This is a genomic window from Nonomuraea africana (assembly GCF_014873535.1).
GTDB lineage: Bacteria > Actinomycetota > Actinomycetes > Streptosporangiales > Streptosporangiaceae > Nonomuraea > Nonomuraea africana.
In genome coordinates this window covers 9,325,625-9,340,975 of sequence record NZ_JADBEF010000001.1, presented here as the reverse complement: position 1 = coordinate 9,340,975, position 15,351 = coordinate 9,325,625, and the positions used below count along the sequence as shown (strand labels likewise).

The following is a 15,351-nucleotide window of genomic DNA, read 5'->3' as shown; positions in this document are numbered from 1 at the left end:
CTCTCGACAGCGGTCTTGACGGGATTGTTTACGGACATTTCCGAAATGGGAGAACTCTTTCTTGATCGGGTGTTCATCACCCCCGGCGACCGTCGGTGGTGCCCCCACGAACCCCTCGAGGAGCCTCATGTCCCGAGTGACCGCTCTGCTCGCTGCGACCGCGCTCGCCGTCCTCAGCTCCGCCGCCCCCGCCGTGGGCACGACGAGCAGGTCAGACGTCAGGATCAACCAGATCCAGACGATCGCCACCCACAACAGCTACCACCGCGAGGTGACCGACGCCGAGAAGGACGTCCAGCGGAAGACGGACGCCAACTGGTGGAACCTCCAGTATTCGCACGCGGCGCTCCCCCACCAGTTCGCTTCGCAGCGGGTGCGTGGCATCGAGCTCGACGTCTTCCCCGACCCGCAGGGCGGCCTCTACACCAGGCCGCTGGTCAGACGGGACGCCGGACTGCCCCCGCTCGACGACCCCGACCTGGCGAAGCCAGGGTTCAAGGTGCTGCACTGGGGCGACCACGATTACGCCACCACCTGCTCCACCCTGGTCAAGTGCCTGCGCCAGGTGCGCGACTGGTCCGACGCCAACCCGGGACACGTGCCGATCACGATCCTCACCGAACTGAAGACCACCGACCCCGCCAAGGAGGCCGCGGGCGGCGCCAAGAGCGGCCCGTGGACCGCCGCCCTCCTCGACGCCCTCGACGCGGAGATCCGCACGGTCTTCCCCGACGACCGCCTGATCACCGCCGACGACGTGCGCAGGCCGGGCCTGTCCTTGGAGGAGAGCGTGCTACGGCACGGCTGGCCGCGCCTCAGCGACTCGCGCGGCAAGGTGATGTTCTTCATGGACAACCAGTCGGCCGCCGTCCAGACGCCCTACCTGGCCGGGCGTCCGAACCTGGAGGGCAGGGTGCTGTTCACCAACTCCAGGCCGGGCCGTGCCGACGCCGCCTTCATCGGATGGAACGACCCGCTGGGCGCCAACACCGCCCAGATCCAGGACTTCGTCCGCCGCGGCTACTACGTCCGCACCCGCTCCGACGTGCCGTTCGCCGAGGCCCGCTCGGGTGACACCACGCGGCTCAAGGCGGCGCTCGACAGCGGCGCCCAGATGATCAGCACGGACTTCCCCGTCGTCGGCCTGTCCGCTCGCAACGGCAGCGACTACGTCGCCGAACTGCCGGGAGGGGCGATCGCCCGGTGTAACCCGCTCGTCGCGCCGCGCGGCTGCCAGGACCACCGCCTGGAGCCGCGCCTCAGCCCACAGCCTCAGCAGCCGTGACGACCAGCTCGACGCAGGCCTGCACGGGGATGATCGTGCTGTCGACCACGAGGTGGTAGTGGTGGGGATCGGCCGGGTCGGCTCGGTAGAAATGCCGGACATAGGCCGACCTGGCCCTGTCGTTGTCCTCGACCAGCTTGCGGGCCGCCCGCTCGGAGACCTCCGACAGCGCGGCGGTCTGCAGGATCCGCCTGCGCACCGGCGCGTCCAGCCGCACGTGCAGCGCTCCCGGGTGCTCGGCCAGCACGAGCGCCCCCGCACGGCCGAGGAACACCCCGCCGGTGGACCGCGCGGTGTCCTTGATCATGCGTTCGGTCCTGGTGACGAATTCCTCGGGGGCCAGGGGCATCGCGCCCGGCATGTACATGTCGACGCCGCCGAAGGTGACCGTCGGCAGCCGCATCGCCCCTGAGAGCAGGCGGCCGAGCCCGCTCTCGGCGCGGTCGTCGTGGACCAGCGCCTCCTCGATCGAGCAGCCGAGCTCCTCGGCCACCGCGCTGGGGATCGCCCGGTCGACGAAGGGCACGCCGAGGCGTTCGGCCACGGCCGGGCCGATGACGTTCCCAGCCGTGCCGTACGTCGCCGAGATCGTGACGACCCGCATACCTCTCAGATTAGAACAGTGCGCTCGAAAGCGCTCTCCTTGCTTTCAGCAGCGCGGGGTCGTCGCCCGGCAGCGCGTCGAACAGGCCGAGCAGGTGCTTGCGCACGGTGTCGCGCTCGTCGCCCGAGGTGCGCTTGACGACGGAGACCAGCCGGCCGAAGGCCTGCTCGACGTTGCCCGAGAGCATCTCCAGGTCGGCGGCGAGCAGCTGCGCCTCGATGTCGGCGGGGTCGCCCAGGCGGCGGTCGACCTCGGCGGGGTCGACGGAGGCCGTCCGCTTGATCAGGCCGACGCCGGCCAGGCCCATCTTGGCGTCCTCGTTGCCGGGAGAGCGGGCCAGCAGGCGCTCGTAGGCGGCCGCGGCCGCGTCGAGGTCGCCCTGGTCGATGGCCTGCTCGGCGGCCACCAGGTCGGGGTCTGCGGGCGGCCCCGCCTGCTCGGGCGCGCCGGCCGCCTCGCCCTGGTCGACCTGCGGCCTGGCGTCGGGGTTGGCCTCGTAGAACTGCTCGACCGCGCCCATCAGCTCGTCGAGCCAGCGGCGCACCTCCTGCTCGGGCAGCACCTGCTGGAAGCCGGTCACCGCCTGCCCCTGGAAGATTGCCAGCACGGTCGGCACGGCCTGCACGCGCAGCGCCTGGGCCACCTGCGGGCTGGCGTCGACGTTGACCTTGGCCAGCACGGCTCTGCCGCGCAGGTCGGTGATCACCTTCTCGAGAATCGGGCTGAGCTGGGCGCTGCCCGGAGCGCGGGGCGACCAGAGGTCGAGGATGACCGGCACCGTCATCGACCGGTCGATGACGTCGGTCGTGAACGACTCGTCGGTCACGTCGACCACCGACGCGGCCGCCTGGGGACCCGCGGCCTCGCGTCGGGCCTGCGCCTCCATTGCCTGCTTGCGCGCGCCCAGATCCACCGCTCCGTAGAGCGATCCGGGCCTAGAGATGTCCGCCATGCTCCTCATCTTGCCGCATCGTGGTAGCACGGAGCGCAGGAGCCCGGCCGGAGAGAGCGACGAAGGAGCCAACGAAGGCCGAGGCGGGCGCGACCCTTAGACACTGAAGTCACCCGCCGCCACCCGTAGCGTGCGGAGCAGGTCGAACATCTCGGCGAGTTCGCTCTCGCCGTACATGGTCATGCCGAAGTCAGCGTTCATCAGGTCGGCGGTCGCGGCGCCGACGATCTCCCTCCCCCTGTCGGTGATCTCGGCGAGCACCCCACGGCCGTCGCGCGGATTGCGCAGACGGACCACCAGACCAGCCTTCTCGAGGCGATCGACGGTGTTGGTGACGCTCGTGGGATGCACCATGAGGCGTTCGCCGATCTTCGACAGTGGGAGGGCGCCTGTTCTGCTGAAGGTCAACAACACGAGCGCTTCGTATCTGGCGAAGGTCAAGTCATACGGTTTGAGGAGCGAGTCCAGTTGCGACAGCAGGATCTGGTGCGCTCTCATGATCGAAGTGACCGCGGCCATGGCGGAGGACGGCCCGAAGTGAACACGCCAGGTCTCAGCAGCGCGCTCGATCGGATCGAACGGCAGGTTGAGCGACACAGCGCTACGTTAGCGCGCCGCTCGTCCTGGTTCGTATGGTTACCGAGCGCAACCATATTCACCGCTTGACCAAGAACCTGGGCAGTAATCATCACGCTCAGTTATGGTTCTCGCACGAAAAGGTGACGCGGAGCCAGGGGACGGCCATGAGCCGGTGTTCCGCGATCGCTGACCGGGCACGGGGGGTGCTTGATGTATTTCAGCGGGGGGTTTCGCCGTGCGTGAGCACGCCGGCGTCACACGCGAGGAGCTGAAGCAGAGCGCGGCTGTCACGACCGCCGTTCTGCTGGCCGTGGGCCTGGTGGCCGCATGGAGCGTCCTGATTCCCGGCGTCGACGCCTGGGAGAACATCGTGGTGGCGGTGATCGGGTCACTCAAGCTGACCGGTCCCGTGGCGACCGCCTTCGCGGCGTGGGTCGCCGTGCGCAAGCGCCGCGCCCTGCGTGGCAGGTCGGTCTCGACCTGGACCGCGCTCAAGGCCCCACTGGCCATCGTGGTCGTGGTCGTGGGGTCGTTCACCGCGACCGTGCTGGTACTGGCGGTCAAGACCGTGCTGACCGAGCAGGCGGGACGGCTCAACCTGGCCGGTCTCGGCATGGGCATGGCGGGTCTGGCGCTCTATGCCGTCATCGGGTGGGTGACCGGATGGCTCGTGCCCAACGCGGTGACGCCGCTGGTGGCGGGCCTCGGGTGCTACGGGCTGTTCACGTGGCTGGCCGAGGGCAAGACGTGGGCCGACCGGCTCGCGCCGGGCACCGGCGAGCCGTACGACCTGTTCCAGGGTCTCGCGGGGGCCGCCTTTTTCGACCAGACGCTGTGGCTGCTCGGCGTCGCGCTCACCCTGCTGCTCGGCTGGGCGGCGGCGGTGACGCGCCAGGCGCTGGTGCTGGCCTTCGCCCTGCTGGCCGTGCTGGCGGCGGGCACCGGCGTGGCCAGGCTGCTGACCGAGCCCCGGCCCGCCAGCGCGCAGCCGCTGGCCTACAGCTGCCAGGAGTGGCCGATCACGGTCTGCCTGCATCCGGGGATGCGCGGCGGCCTCACCGAGCTCGGCGACGCGTTCACGAAGATCGCCTCCAAGCTGTCGGGCACGCCCGCGGCGTTCACCAGGGTGGAGCAGCGGCCGCTCGGCGAGAGCCTGCACGCCTCGACCGGCATCGTGCCGATCCACCTGCCCGACCTGTCGGCGGGCTTCGCCGACGAGGCCATCTACGACTACGTCGAGAGCCTGGCCGCCACCTGCTCGGGCACGCCCGCGGGCGGCTACCGGGAGATCGTGATGGCCTGGCTGCGCGGCGAGCCGCTGCCTGGGGGCCCGCTGCCCGAGCACCAGTACGCCGCGGCGTGGTTCTCCGGGCTGACCGAGCACCAGCGGCGCGACTGGCTGCGGATGTTCTACACCGACTTCAAGTCCTGCCGGCTGTCGGCCAGGCACTTCGGGGGCGGGCCCGCCGTCGCCTCCCCCGCGCCGAGCGCCACGAGCTCCTATCCCGTCTACCCCACATCCAGCGGTGAGAGCTGGGGACCGGAGATGTCACCGCAGAGCTGGCGTTGATCATGTAGACAGGGGCAGTGAGTTCTACATGACCGTTCAGACGGCGGCCAGGCGCCGCCGATGGCGATACGTGGCGGCGGCGCTGGTGCTCGCCGTCCTGGCGGTGGTGGGCGGGCGGCTGGCGTGGTCGTGGCTCAACCCCTTCGAGGAGCGCGACGTGGACCGCAGCCAGCCCGTGCTGCTGCAGTCCATCCACGACCTGGCCAGGTTCGAGGCGGCGACGGGCAGCTTCCAGGTCGTGGTCGACCTGGAGAAGGACGCGCCGTTCCTGCCCGACGGGATCAAGGGGACGCGCACCCTGTTCGTCGGCGCGGGCAACGTCGACGCGTACGTGGACTTCGGCGCGCTGGCGAAGGACGCGATCACCGTCTCGGCCGACCGCACCCAGGTCACCGTACGGCTGCCCGCCGCGCAGCTGGAGAAGCCCAACCTCGACAACAAGCGGTCCTACGTCTTCGCCCAGCAGCGCGGCCTGTTCGACCGGGTGACCGACTTCCTGTCCTCCTCCCCGCAGAACCAGCAGGAGCTCTACGTCCTGGCGGAGAAGAAGATCGCCGAGGCGGCCGTCGCCAGCGACCTGCGGGCCCGTGCCGACGCCAACACCAAGGCGATGCTGGAGGGCCTGATGAAGTCGCTGGGCTTCACCAAGGTCACCATCGTCGCGGCCACGGGGCCGTAGGCGTCCCTTCCTGTCGCTCTAGGCATGTCCCTAGGCCGCCTTAGGCGGCGGGGACCTGCCCCTACGCCGGGAGATAGGGCATCCACCCGATGTGCGGGGAGGGGCCTTAGCCCGAATCTAGAGAGTGTCAGGAAGACGACGAACACACGGGAGAACCCCATGAGCCCCGAGCTCAACTACCAGATGATGCAGGTCAGGATCGACGAGCTCCACGCGGCCGCGGCGCACCAGCGGCAGGTCAAGGAGGCCCGCAAGGCGCACGTCGCCGAGCGCGGCGGCCGCACCAGGTCGTTCTTCGCCAGCCTTCGCACGGCATGACCCCCGACAGGAAGCCCGGCCGCCATCATCTCCGCGGCCGGGCTTTTTGCTTTCCCTAGGGAACGCGGATGATCAGCGCGTCGCCCTGGCCGCCGCCGCCGCACAGGCCCGCGGCGCCGAGCCCGCCGCCACGCCGCCTGAGCTCGTGCGCGAGGGTCAGCACGATGCGCGCGCCCGACGCCCCGATGGGGTGGCCGAGCGCGATGCCGCCGCCGTTGACGTTCACCTTGTCGTACGGCAGGCCGAGCTCCTTGGCCGACTGGATCACCACGCTGGCGAACGCCTCGTTGATCTCGACCAGGTCGAGGTCGTCCACCGACAGCCCCTGCTTGCCGAGCGCGTGCTTGATGGCGTTGGCCGGCTGCGACTGCAGGGAGGCGTCCGGGCCCGCCACGTTCCCGTGCCGCCCGATCTCGGCCAGCCAGGTCAGCCCGAGCTCCTCCGCCTTGGCCCTGGACATGACGACCACCGCGCAGGCGCCGTCGGAGATCTGCGAGGCCGAGCCCGCGGTGATCGTGCCGTCGGCGGCGAAGGCGGGCCGCAGCCTGCCCAGCGTCTCGGCGGTCGTGTCGGGCCTGACACCCTCGTCGTCCTTGACCAGGCCGCGCTTGGGGACGTCCACGGGGACGATCTCGTCGTCGAACACGCCGTTCTTGATGGCGGCGGCGGCGAGCTGGTGGGAGCGCGCCGAGAACTCGTCCTGCTCGGCCCTGCCGATGCCCAGGCGGGCGTTGTAGCGCTCGGTCGACTCGCCCATCGCGCACTGGTCGAAGGCGCAGAACAGCCCGTCGTGCGCCATCGAGTCGACGATCTGCGAGCCGCCGTACTTCACGCCCTTGCGCATGCCGGGCAGCAGGTGGGGGGCGTTGGTCATGGACTCCATGCCGCCCGCCACCACGATGTCGAACTCGCCCGCGCGGATCAGCTGGTCGGCCATCGCGATGGCGTCGAGGCCGGACAGGCAGACCTTGTTGATGGTCACCGAGGGCACGGTCATGGGGATGCCCGCCTTGACGGCGGCCTGGCGGGAGGGGATCTGCCCCGCGCCCGCCTGGAGCACCTGCCCCATGATCACGTACTCCACGGCGGAGGGCGCGACGCCCGCGCGGTCGAGGGCGGCCTTGATGGCCAGGCCGCCCAGGTCGACGGCCTGGAGGCCGGAAAAGGCGCCGAGCAGGCGTCCGATGGGAGTACGAGCTCCGGCGACGATGACGGAACCAGACATGGCAGGGGCCTCCTGTGCACACGAGGGGTCGTTTGACACGATACCCAGGACCACAGGGCCGACCACCATGGAGGCGGGACACACGTGTTTATGCGGATCGACCACATCGGGATCGCCTGCCACGACCTGGAGGAGAAGATCGCGCTGTTCGAGCGGACCTTCGAGCTGACCGTCGTGGCCCGCGAGGTCAACGAGGAGCAGGGGGTGAAGGAGGCCATGCTGCACATCGCCGACGGCGAGGGCGGCGGCTCCTACATCCAGCTGCTCGAACCGCTGTCCGCCGACTCCCCCGTCGGCAAGTTCCTTGCCAGGCGCGGCGAGGGGGTGCACCACGTGGCGTTCGGCGTGCCCGACGTCGCGCAGGCCATGGAGCGGATCGGCGGCAAGGGGGTCAGGTTGCTCGACGAGCGGCCCCGGCACGGCTCCATGGGTTCGTCCATAGCATTTCTGCATCCGAAGGATGTGGGCGGAATGCTCACAGAGCTGGTCCAGGCCGCAGACACCCTCCGAACGTAAAACGTTCATATGTAACTAGTCGCGCAGATAGTTGGACGGGGCCTCCAAGGCGGCACCAGCGGAGTACGCTGGCCTTCCACCGGACATGGAGCCTGCTGCCAGGAGCAGGCTCCTGGCTCGGATGCCCCGAACCCCCCGTCCGGCCCGTGTAGCCGTCTCGACAACCCAGGATCGAGCCTCCATGCAGTCCGACATCGACGCCCAGCTCAACAACTTCTTCGAGGACGCCCCCGCCCGCGAGTTCGACGTGGTGCTCCGTGGTTATGACCGGCACCAGGTCCACGACCACCTGAAGCAGCTCGACAACGAGCTGCGTCAGGCTCGCGAGCAGGTCACCGGCCTTCAGCGCGACCTTTCCGACTCCCAGCGCCAGCTCCAGGAGCAGGAGCGCCCGACCTACTCCGGGCTCGGCGCCCGGATCGAGCAGTTGCTGCGCCTCGCCGAGGAGCAGGCCACCGAGCTCGTCCAGGCCGCCAGGTCCGAGGCCAACGAGATCAAGGCCCACGCCAAGGTGGAAGCCGCGGACCTGCGCGCCGCCGCCGAGAGCGAAGCGGCCGAGAAGCGCGCCCAGGCCACCCGCGAGGCCGACGACATGCGCACCTCCGCCGAGCGCGAGGCCGAGGAGATCCGCTCGACCGCCCGCCGCGAGGCCGAGGAGCTCACCAACACCACCGAGCGCGAGGCCGCCAAGCTGCGCGCCACCGCCGACCACGAGGTGGCCGAGAAGCGCGCCGACGCCGAGCGCGAGATCGCCAAGCTGCGCACCACCACCGAGCGCGAGGTCGCCCAGCTGCGCGCCTCGACCAAGCGCGAGCGTGACGAGGTCCTCACCACCGCCAAGCGCCAGGCCGACGAGATGCGCGCCCAGGCCCAGCGGATCCTCGAGGAGTCCGAGGCCAAGCGGGCCCAGGACGAAGCCGAGTTCGAGATCCAGCTGGCCGCCCGCCGCGAAGAGGCCGAGCGTCAGGAGGCCGAGCGCCACGCCACCGCGCAGGCCGCCACGCAGAAGCTTGTCGCCGAGGCCGAGCAGCGCGCCGCGACCGCCGAGTCCCGCGCCACCAAGGCCACCCAGCAGGCCGACCAGACCCGCCGCGAGGCCGACACCCACGCCAAGCAGCTGGTCGCCAACGCCCGCAAGAGCGCCGAGCAGATCGCGGCCGAGGCCAAGGCCAGCGCCGAGCACATCGTCAGCGAGGCCAAGGCCGAGGCGGAGCGCACCCGCTCCAACATGCAGCGCCAGGTCGACGAGCTGACCAGGCAGCGCGACAGCATCACCAGCCACCTCGCGCAGCTGCGCCAGCTGCTCGGCGGCGCGCCCCTTCCTGGCATGGAGCCGGAGCCCGCCGTCACCGCCGCCCCGCCGAAGCCGGCCCTGGCCCCTTCGGCCTCCAACGGCAACGACAAGCCGGTCCCCGCGCCGGCGGCGGCGCCCGCCCCGGCCAAGGCCGAGGCCAAGAGCGACGACGACTCGGAGTGGTGGCAGGAGTAACCCCTTGATCCGGGGGTTGATCGACGGCTGAGAGAGCCTGGCGACCTGGAGGTCGCTAGGCTCTCTTCTTGTCTTTGTACGGCTTGCCCGGATTTCCCCCCACCCGCCTGGAGCCACCGTGACCGCCAGCCCCGACGCCCAGACGCCCTCCAGCGAGGTCGCCCAGGCCGAGACCCCGGCCCCGGCCGAGACGGCGGCCCACCGCGACGAGGAGCGCGCCGAGGGCGGTGCGGCGGCCTGGACGGCCACGCCCGAGAGCCCCGAGGGTCCCGAAGGCGCGACGCCCGGCCTGCCGTACGGCATGCCGGGCAAACCCCTGTCCAGGGGGCCGTTCCTGTTCGGCCTCGTGGGCGGTCTGGGCGTGCTGACCGCCATCGCCATCGGCCAGCTGATCACGAGCTCCCTCAGCGTGATCATCCTGATCGTGGTGGCGATGTTCCTGGCGGCGGGGCTCAACCCGGCCGTCGAGGCGCTGCAGCGGCGCGGCATGAAGCGGCGGACGTCGATCTCGATCGTGTTCGCCGGCGTGATCGTGATGTTCGTGCTGTTCGGACTGGCCATCGTGCCGCCGGTGAGCCAGGAGTCGGCCGACTTCATCGCCGCCGTGCCCGGCTACTTCGACCAGCTCACGGCCAACCCGACGCTCAGGCAGCTCGACTCCGACTACCAGCTGCTGCCCAAGCTGGCCGCCTTCGTCACCGACACGCTGGCGCCCTCGCTGGCCAGCGGGGTCGTCGGGGCGGGGCTCGTGGTGCTGGACGGGGTGTTCACCGGCGTCACGCTGCTGGTGCTGATGCTCTACTTCCTCGGCTCGCTGCACACGATCAAGGAGTACTTCCTCAAGCTCGTGCCCGCCTCGCGACGGTCCAGGACGGCGGCCATCACCGAGGAGATCCTCACCGGCATCGGCGGCTACGTCGCGGGCAACGTGCTCATCTCCGTCATCGCGGGCGCGCTGAGCTGGGCCTTCCTGACCTTCGCCGGCGCCCGGTACGCGCTGGCGCTGGCACTGGTGATCGCGCTCACCGACCTGATCCCGCTGGTCGGCGCGACGATCGGGGCGGTGCTGGTGAGCGGCGTGGCGTTCCTGCAGTCGGTGCCGCTCGGCATCGCCTGCGCCATCTTCTTCGTCATCTACCAGCAGGTCGAGAACTACCTCATCTACCCGCGCGTCATGAAGCGCTCGGTGGACGTGGCCCCCGCCGTGACCGTGATCGCGGCGCTGTTCGGCGGCGCCCTCCTCGGCATCGTCGGCGCGCTGCTCGCCATCCCGGTCGCCGCCGCGATCGCGCTGATCATCCGTGAGGTCGTGCTGCCTCGCCAAGCTCGGAGCTGATGAAGGCGGCCACGGCCGCGTTGAAGGCCTCGGGCTGCTCGACCGCGCTCAGGTGACCCGCCCGCTCGATGACCGTCAGCCGCCCGTCAGGTACGGCCCGCAGCATCGCCTCGGCGTCGTCACGCGTGGTGAGCCGGTCCTCCTCGCCCACGATCACCAGCGCGGGCGCCTTGAGCGCGGCGAGCGTGTCGAAGGAGTCGGGCCGTCCCGCCATGGCCCGCTGCGCCCAGGCCACCGCGCCCGGCGGGGCCGCCTGGACCAGTCCCCTGACCCTGCCGAACACCATCGCCCTGCGCTCCTTGGTCGTCTGCCCGAGGAGCCCCGGCAGGACCTCCTCGACCAGCACGCCCGTGCCGTCGGCGAGGACCTGCCGCGCGATGCGCTCCCTGTTCTGCCTGGCCTCGTCTGTGTCCTGGCTCGCCTTGGTGTCGGCCAGGATCACGCCGAGCACGCGGTCGGGGTGGCGGCGGCAGAAGGCCATGGTGACGTAGCCGCCCATGGACTGCCCGCCGATGACGGCCCGCTCGACGCCCTCCGCGTCGAGCAGGGCGGCCACGTCGTCGGCCATGAGGTCGATGGAGGGCTCGTCCTCACCCAGCCTGGAGCCGCCGAAGCCGCGCAGGTCGGGGGTGATGACCTGGCAGGAGGCCGCCAGGCCCTCCCGCTGGGCCAGCCACATCGCCGAGGAGAGCGGAAAGGCGTGGAGCAGGACGACAGGGACGCCGGTCCCGGCTGATCTCGTGTAGAGCTGCACGGACCTCACGGTAACCCGGTTCCCGCCGACAATCACCGTGCGGCCCATACCCATATCCGGCCTACGGCGCGACCGCTATCCCGTCAGATGGCCGTGGCGCCGCCGTCGATGAACAGCACCTGGCCGGTCATGTACGCCGAGGCCTGGCTGGCGAGGAAGACCGCCGGGTGGGCCATCTCCTCGGCCGTCCCCCAGCGCCGCATCGGCACGCCGCCGATCGTGGCCGCGCCGGCCGCCTCGTCCTCCCACAGGTTGCGGTTCAGGTCGGTGGCGGTCCATCCGGGGCACAGCGCGTTGACCCGCACCCCCGCGGCCGCCCACTCCACGGCCAGCGTCTTGGTCAGTGCCACCAGGCCCGCCTTGGCCGCGGCGTAGGGAGCCAGGAAGGGCGCGCCGAGCGCGGCCACCGAGGCGACGTTGATGACCGAGCCCGAGCCCCGCTCCAGCAGGTGCCCGGCCGCCGCATGGCAGACGGTCATCGCCGAGTCGAGGTTGAGCCGCATGAGCTTGTCCCAGCCCGACAGCCGCAGGTCCTTGAACTCGATCATGAAGTTCGAGCCGCCGGCGTTGTTCACCACGATGTCGAGGTGGCCGAGGGCCTCGATCGCGCCGTGGACGGCTGCCGTGGCGGCGTCCCTGTCGGTGAGGTCGGCGGGGATGACCACGGCCTGCCTGCCGAGCGCCTCGACCTCCTTGGCCACCTCGGCGAGCGGCTCGGGCGAGCGCGAGACCAGCGCGAGGTCGGCCCCCGCGGCGGCGTAGGCGAGCGCGATGGCCCGCCCGATGCCCCTCGACGCCCCGCTGACGAAGGCCTTCCTGCCGGAAAGATCGAACGCGCCCATGCCGCCTCCTCGCCCGTGACTGAACAAGATTCTATGGAACGTCCGTGGGCAGGGGGAAGGCGTCGGGGTTGACCCGCTTGACGATCTCGTTGAGCGCGATCCTGACGTACGGCTCGCCGACCCACAGGTGCTTGGCGCCGTCGACCCCGATCACCTCGGCCTGGGGCACCCTGGCGAACCTCGTGCGCGCCTCCTCGGGCCGCAGGTAGTCGTCGAACTCGGGCACCAGCGCCACCAGCGGCCGCCCGAAGGCCGCCCAGGCGTCCAGGTCGGCGTCGGTGGCCCGGTGCAGCGGGGGCGACAGCAGGATGGCGCCCTCCACCAGCGGGTCGTGCGCCCACTTCAGCGCGAGCTCGGTGCCGAAGGACCAGCCCACCACCCACACCTTCGGCAGGTCGTGGAACTCGGCGTACTCCAGGGCCGCGGCGACGTCGTAGCGCTCGCCCTCGCCGCCGTCGAAGGCGCCCTCGGAGGTGCCCCTCTCCGAGGAGGTGCCCCTGGTGTTGAAGCGCAGCACGGCGAGGTCGGCCAGGGCGGGCAGCCGGTTGGCGGCCTTCTTGTAGACATGGCTGTCCATGAAGCCGCCGTGTGTCGGCAGCGGGTGCAGGGTGACCAGCGTCGCCAAGGGAGGACGGTCGGCCGGCAGCGCCAGCTCCCCCACCAGGGTCAGGCCGTCGGCGGTGTGCAGCTCGATCGGCTCGCGCCTGGCGGGCAGGACGGTGGCCGCGCGGATCTCCAAGACTTCTCTCCTCAGTACCTGCTGCGGCCAGGACCGCGGTCCAGCCGCTTGCGCCAGCAGTTGGTGTGCCAATGGCGGCGTTCCTCGTCGCCGCCGGTCCAGTCGGGCCAGCTCACGATGTGCGGGACGCCCGAGCGGATCTCCTGGTCACATCCGGGGCAACGATAGTTCTTGGCCGAGGAAGCTCCGTTGAGCATGCGGACCTTCCAGTCGCCGTCGGGCCAGTGCTCCACCCTGTCGGTCGAACTGGGGAAGCCGATCGGGCGGGTCGATTCCCTGCGGCGCGCACGGCGAGGGCTCATGCGCGGGGGAAGGCGGCCAGCCCGGCCGTGACGAGCTGGTCGAGCAGCGGAGCGGGGGCGTAGGAGGGCGAGAGGTGCTCGGCGTAGAGGGCGCGCAGCCCGTCGCGCACCTTCGCGAGGCCGATGGACTCGATCAGCTCGAATGGCCCCTTCGGATACCCGCAGCCGAGTCGCATCGCGGCGTCGATGTCGTCGATGGAGGCGTAGCCGGAGGAGTACATGTGGACGGCGTCGTTCAGGTGGGCGTAGAGGAGGGCGTCGATCACGAACCTCTTGCAGGGCACCGGTGTGTACCCGGCAACCTTCAGCAGGTCGCGGGCGCACAGGACGGCATGGTGCTCGGTCAGCACGGAGCCGGCCAGCTCGGCGACCTTGCCCGTGACGCGCACCTGGACGGCCCGCTCCCCCGGCTCGGCCTCGCCTACCTGGAGCACCACGTCGGGCTCCGTGGAGTCCTTGAAACCCGCCGCGGTCAGCGTCGTCGCCAGCTCCTCCGACCCCTCGACCCGCACGGTCCGCGCCGCCGCCTTTTCGGGAGTCGACTCCGAGGCGGGCTCCCCGTAGAACCCCCTGCCCGACTTGCGCCCGAGCCACCCGGCGGCCACGTACGAGCGCAGCAGCGGCGAGGGGACGTGCCGTTCGGCGCGCGACTCCTCGAACAGCACACCCATGATCTCGTGAGAGGTGTCGAGGCCGATCAGGTCGAGCAGGCGGAAGGGGCCCATCGGCAGGCCGACGCCCAGCCTCATGGCGTGGTCGATGTCGTCGCGCGCGGCCACGCCGTGGTCGAGCAGGGTGACCGCGTGGTTCAGGTACGGCAGGAGCAGCCTGTTGACCACGAACCCGGCCCGGTCGCCCACCGCGACAGGCGTCTTGCCGAGCCGTACCGCCAGCTCGGAGATGCCGGCGACGACGCCGGGGCCCGTGACCACGGTGCCGACGACCTCGACCAGCCCCATGACCGGGGCGGGGTTGAAGAAGTGCATGCCGACGACCCGGTCGGGGCGCCCGGTGGCGGCGGCCAGAGCGGTGACCGGCAGGGACGAGGTGTTGGTCGCCAGGACGGTGGAGGGCTTGCAGATCCGGTCGAGGTCGGTGAAGAGCGCGACCTTGTACTCCATGATCTCGGGAATCGCCTCGATCACCAGGTCGGCGTCGCGCAGGTCGGCGCGCGATGTGGTGAGCGTCACCCTGGACAGGATCTCCTCGCGGTCGGCGGCGCTCAGCCTGCCCTTCTCCAGGGCCCGGCCCGTGGAGCTCTCCAGGTGCCCGAGCCCTCTGGCCAGGGCCTCCCGATCCGCCTCGACGCCGACCACTCTGATCCCCGCTCTGGCGAAGACCTCCGCGATGCCGGCCCCCATCGTGCCGAGACCGACCACTCCCACCGTTTCGAACACCATGCGCCCAGTTTTCCAGAGCCGGTAGGGTTGGCGGTCATGCGGCTGGTCATCGCGCGATGCAGCGTGGATTACATGGGAAGGCTCACGGCACACCTGCCGATGGCGCCGAGGCTCGTCCTCATCAAGGCGGACGGCAGCGTGAGCATCCACGCTGACGACCGCGCGTTCAAGCCGCTCAACTGGATGAACCCACCGTGCAAGCTCAAGGAGGACGGCTCGACCTGGACCGTCACCCACGGCAAGACCGGCGAGAAGCTCGTGCTGACGATGGACGAGATCCTCCACGACTCCTCGCACGAGCTGGGCGTCGACCCCGGGCTGATCAAGGACGGGGTCGAGGCGCACCTGCAGGAGCTGCTGGCCGAGCACATCGGCACCCTGGGCGAGGGCTACACGCTGATCCGCAGGGAGTTCATGACGGCGATCGGGCCCGTCGACATCCTGTGCCGCGACGCCTCCGGCGCGACGGTCGCCGTGGAGATCAAGCGGCGCGGCGAGATCGACGGCGTCGAGCAGCTCACCCGCTACCTGGAGCTGCTCAACCGCGACCCGCTGCTCGCCCCGGTCCGCGGCGTGTTCGCCGCCCAGGAGATCAAGCCGCAGGCGCGGGTGCTCGCCGCCGACCGCGGCATCGACTGCGTCACCCTCGACTACGACACCCTCCGCGGCATCGAGCCCGAGAACCCGACTCTCTTCTGACTTCTTCCTGTACGGCTTCGCACGGGAGAGGCCACCGTGGTCACCGGTGGCCGCCCGTCCAT

The 15,351-nt window shown here is 70.6% G+C and carries 17 protein-coding genes; 8 read left to right on the top strand and 9 right to left on the bottom strand.

Annotated features, from left to right (window positions below; all coding sequences use genetic code 11):
- The first annotated feature begins 127 nt into the window (after positions 1-127).
- Entirely contained in the window at positions 128-1,285 is a 1,158-nt protein-coding gene (locus tag H4W81_RS44675) for a phosphatidylinositol-specific phospholipase C1-like protein (protein WP_192780333.1), read from the top strand.
- Here the strand turns inward: H4W81_RS44675 and H4W81_RS44670 are convergent.
- The 3 genes from H4W81_RS44670 to H4W81_RS44660 form a co-directional block, all read right to left on the bottom strand.
- Positions 1,260-1,889: a cytidylate kinase-like family protein gene (locus tag H4W81_RS44670; RefSeq protein ID WP_192780332.1), complete on the bottom strand. Its 630-nt coding sequence runs from the start codon at positions 1,887-1,889 to the stop codon at positions 1,260-1,262. The two genes, H4W81_RS44675 and H4W81_RS44670, sit on opposite strands and share 26 nt — an antisense overlap.
- A 10-nt stretch (positions 1,890-1,899) precedes the next feature.
- Positions 1,900-2,841, bottom strand: coding sequence for a tetratricopeptide repeat protein (locus tag H4W81_RS44665; RefSeq protein WP_192780331.1), 942 nt, complete (start codon positions 2,839-2,841; stop codon positions 1,900-1,902).
- A gap of 96 nt (positions 2,842-2,937) precedes the next feature.
- Positions 2,938-3,438, bottom strand: coding sequence for a MarR family winged helix-turn-helix transcriptional regulator (locus H4W81_RS44660; RefSeq protein ID WP_192780330.1), 501 nt, complete (start codon positions 3,436-3,438; stop codon positions 2,938-2,940).
- Positions 3,439-3,655: 217 nt separating this feature from the next.
- Between H4W81_RS44660 and H4W81_RS44655 the strand changes: the two genes are divergently transcribed.
- The 3 genes from H4W81_RS44655 to H4W81_RS44645 all read left to right on the top strand — a co-directional run bounded on the left by H4W81_RS44655 (position 3,656) and on the right by H4W81_RS44645 (position 5,987).
- The gene (locus tag H4W81_RS44655; RefSeq protein ID WP_192780329.1) at positions 3,656-4,990 is read left to right on the top strand and encodes a hypothetical protein; all 1,335 of its coding nucleotides are present in this window, start codon (positions 3,656-3,658) and stop codon (positions 4,988-4,990) included.
- A 28-nt stretch (positions 4,991-5,018) separates the two neighbouring features.
- A complete protein-coding gene (locus tag H4W81_RS44650) occupies positions 5,019-5,669 on the top strand; it encodes a DUF4230 domain-containing protein (RefSeq protein WP_192780328.1) in 651 nt (216 codons plus the stop codon).
- Between the two features lie 159 nt (positions 5,670-5,828).
- On the top strand, positions 5,829-5,987 hold the full coding sequence (locus H4W81_RS44645) for a hypothetical protein (protein ID WP_192780327.1): 159 nt from the start codon (positions 5,829-5,831) through the stop codon (positions 5,985-5,987).
- 55 nt (positions 5,988-6,042) lie between these two features.
- Here the strand turns inward: H4W81_RS44645 and H4W81_RS44640 are convergent, their stop codons facing one another.
- Complete coding sequence (locus H4W81_RS44640; RefSeq protein ID WP_192780326.1) at positions 6,043-7,212, bottom strand: acetyl-CoA C-acetyltransferase; 1,170 nt, start codon at positions 7,210-7,212, stop codon at positions 6,043-6,045.
- Positions 7,213-7,296: 84 nt separating this feature from the next.
- On the opposite strand from H4W81_RS44640, the gene mce reads away from it, so the two are divergent.
- The 3 genes from mce to H4W81_RS44625 all read left to right on the top strand — a co-directional run bounded on the left by mce (position 7,297) and on the right by H4W81_RS44625 (position 10,553).
- Positions 7,297-7,728: a methylmalonyl-CoA epimerase gene (gene mce / locus H4W81_RS44635; RefSeq protein ID WP_192780325.1), complete on the top strand. Its 432-nt coding sequence runs from the start codon at positions 7,297-7,299 to the stop codon at positions 7,726-7,728.
- A 181-nt stretch (positions 7,729-7,909) separates the two neighbouring features.
- Complete coding sequence (locus tag H4W81_RS44630) at positions 7,910-9,217, top strand: DivIVA domain-containing protein (RefSeq protein WP_192780324.1); 1,308 nt, start codon at positions 7,910-7,912, stop codon at positions 9,215-9,217.
- A 118-nt stretch (positions 9,218-9,335) separates the two neighbouring features.
- On the top strand, positions 9,336-10,553 hold the full coding sequence (locus tag H4W81_RS44625) for an AI-2E family transporter (RefSeq protein WP_318782459.1): 1,218 nt from the start codon (positions 9,336-9,338) through the stop codon (positions 10,551-10,553).
- On the opposite strand, the gene H4W81_RS44620 is transcribed toward H4W81_RS44625, so the two are convergent.
- From H4W81_RS44620 to H4W81_RS44600, 5 genes are all read right to left on the bottom strand, one after another.
- Positions 10,513-11,307 carry an alpha/beta fold hydrolase gene (locus tag H4W81_RS44620; RefSeq protein WP_318782458.1) on the bottom strand — a complete coding sequence of 265 codons (795 nt, stop codon included), beginning with the start codon at positions 11,305-11,307 and terminating at the stop codon, positions 10,513-10,515. The genes H4W81_RS44625 and H4W81_RS44620 overlap by 41 nt on opposite strands.
- An 83-nt stretch (positions 11,308-11,390) precedes the next feature.
- Positions 11,391-12,149, bottom strand: a complete 759-nt coding sequence (locus H4W81_RS44615) for an SDR family NAD(P)-dependent oxidoreductase (protein WP_192780322.1) — start codon at positions 12,147-12,149, stop codon at positions 11,391-11,393.
- A gap of 31 nt (positions 12,150-12,180) precedes the next feature.
- Entirely contained in the window at positions 12,181-12,888 is a 708-nt protein-coding gene (locus tag H4W81_RS44610; protein ID WP_192780321.1) for an alpha/beta hydrolase, read from the bottom strand.
- An 11-nt stretch (positions 12,889-12,899) separates the two neighbouring features.
- Complete coding sequence (locus H4W81_RS44605; protein ID WP_192780320.1) at positions 12,900-13,190, bottom strand: ATP/GTP-binding protein; 291 nt, start codon at positions 13,188-13,190, stop codon at positions 12,900-12,902.
- Positions 13,187-14,590: a 3-hydroxyacyl-CoA dehydrogenase gene (locus H4W81_RS44600; protein WP_192780319.1), complete on the bottom strand. Its 1,404-nt coding sequence runs from the start codon at positions 14,588-14,590 to the stop codon at positions 13,187-13,189. Before H4W81_RS44600 ends, H4W81_RS44605 begins: the two co-directional genes overlap by 4 nt.
- Positions 14,591-14,626: 36 nt before the next feature.
- Here H4W81_RS44600 and nucS point away from each other — a divergent pair, with 36 nt between their 5' ends.
- On the top strand, positions 14,627-15,289 hold the full coding sequence (nucS, locus tag H4W81_RS44595) for an endonuclease NucS (RefSeq protein ID WP_192780318.1): 663 nt from the start codon (positions 14,627-14,629) through the stop codon (positions 15,287-15,289).
- Positions 15,290-15,351: the final 62 nt, after the last annotated feature.

Bases quoted from the DNA above. Each gene is read 5' to 3' on its own strand.
- H4W81_RS44630 (WP_192780324.1), top strand. From the start codon at position 7,910: ATGCAGTCCGACATCGACGCCCAGCTCAACAACTTCTTCGAGGACGCC.
- H4W81_RS44600 (WP_192780319.1), bottom strand. From the start codon at position 14,590: ATGGTGTTCGAAACGGTGGGAGTGGTCGGTCTCGGCACGATGGGGGCC.
- H4W81_RS44645 (WP_192780327.1), top strand. From the start codon at position 5,829: ATGAGCCCCGAGCTCAACTACCAGATGATGCAGGTCAGGATCGACGAG.
- H4W81_RS44605 (WP_192780320.1), bottom strand. From the start codon at position 13,190: ATGAGCCCTCGCCGTGCGCGCCGCAGGGAATCGACCCGCCCGATCGGC.
- H4W81_RS44615 (WP_192780322.1), bottom strand. From the start codon at position 12,149: ATGGGCGCGTTCGATCTTTCCGGCAGGAAGGCCTTCGTCAGCGGGGCG.
- H4W81_RS44665 (WP_192780331.1), bottom strand. From the start codon at position 2,841: ATGGCGGACATCTCTAGGCCCGGATCGCTCTACGGAGCGGTGGATCTG.
- H4W81_RS44650 (WP_192780328.1), top strand. From the start codon at position 5,019: ATGACCGTTCAGACGGCGGCCAGGCGCCGCCGATGGCGATACGTGGCG.
- nucS (WP_192780318.1), top strand. From the start codon at position 14,627: ATGCGGCTGGTCATCGCGCGATGCAGCGTGGATTACATGGGAAGGCTC.
- H4W81_RS44675 (WP_192780333.1), top strand. From the start codon at position 128: ATGTCCCGAGTGACCGCTCTGCTCGCTGCGACCGCGCTCGCCGTCCTC.
- H4W81_RS44670 (WP_192780332.1), bottom strand. From the start codon at position 1,889: ATGCGGGTCGTCACGATCTCGGCGACGTACGGCACGGCTGGGAACGTC.
- H4W81_RS44640 (WP_192780326.1), bottom strand. From the start codon at position 7,212: ATGTCTGGTTCCGTCATCGTCGCCGGAGCTCGTACTCCCATCGGACGC.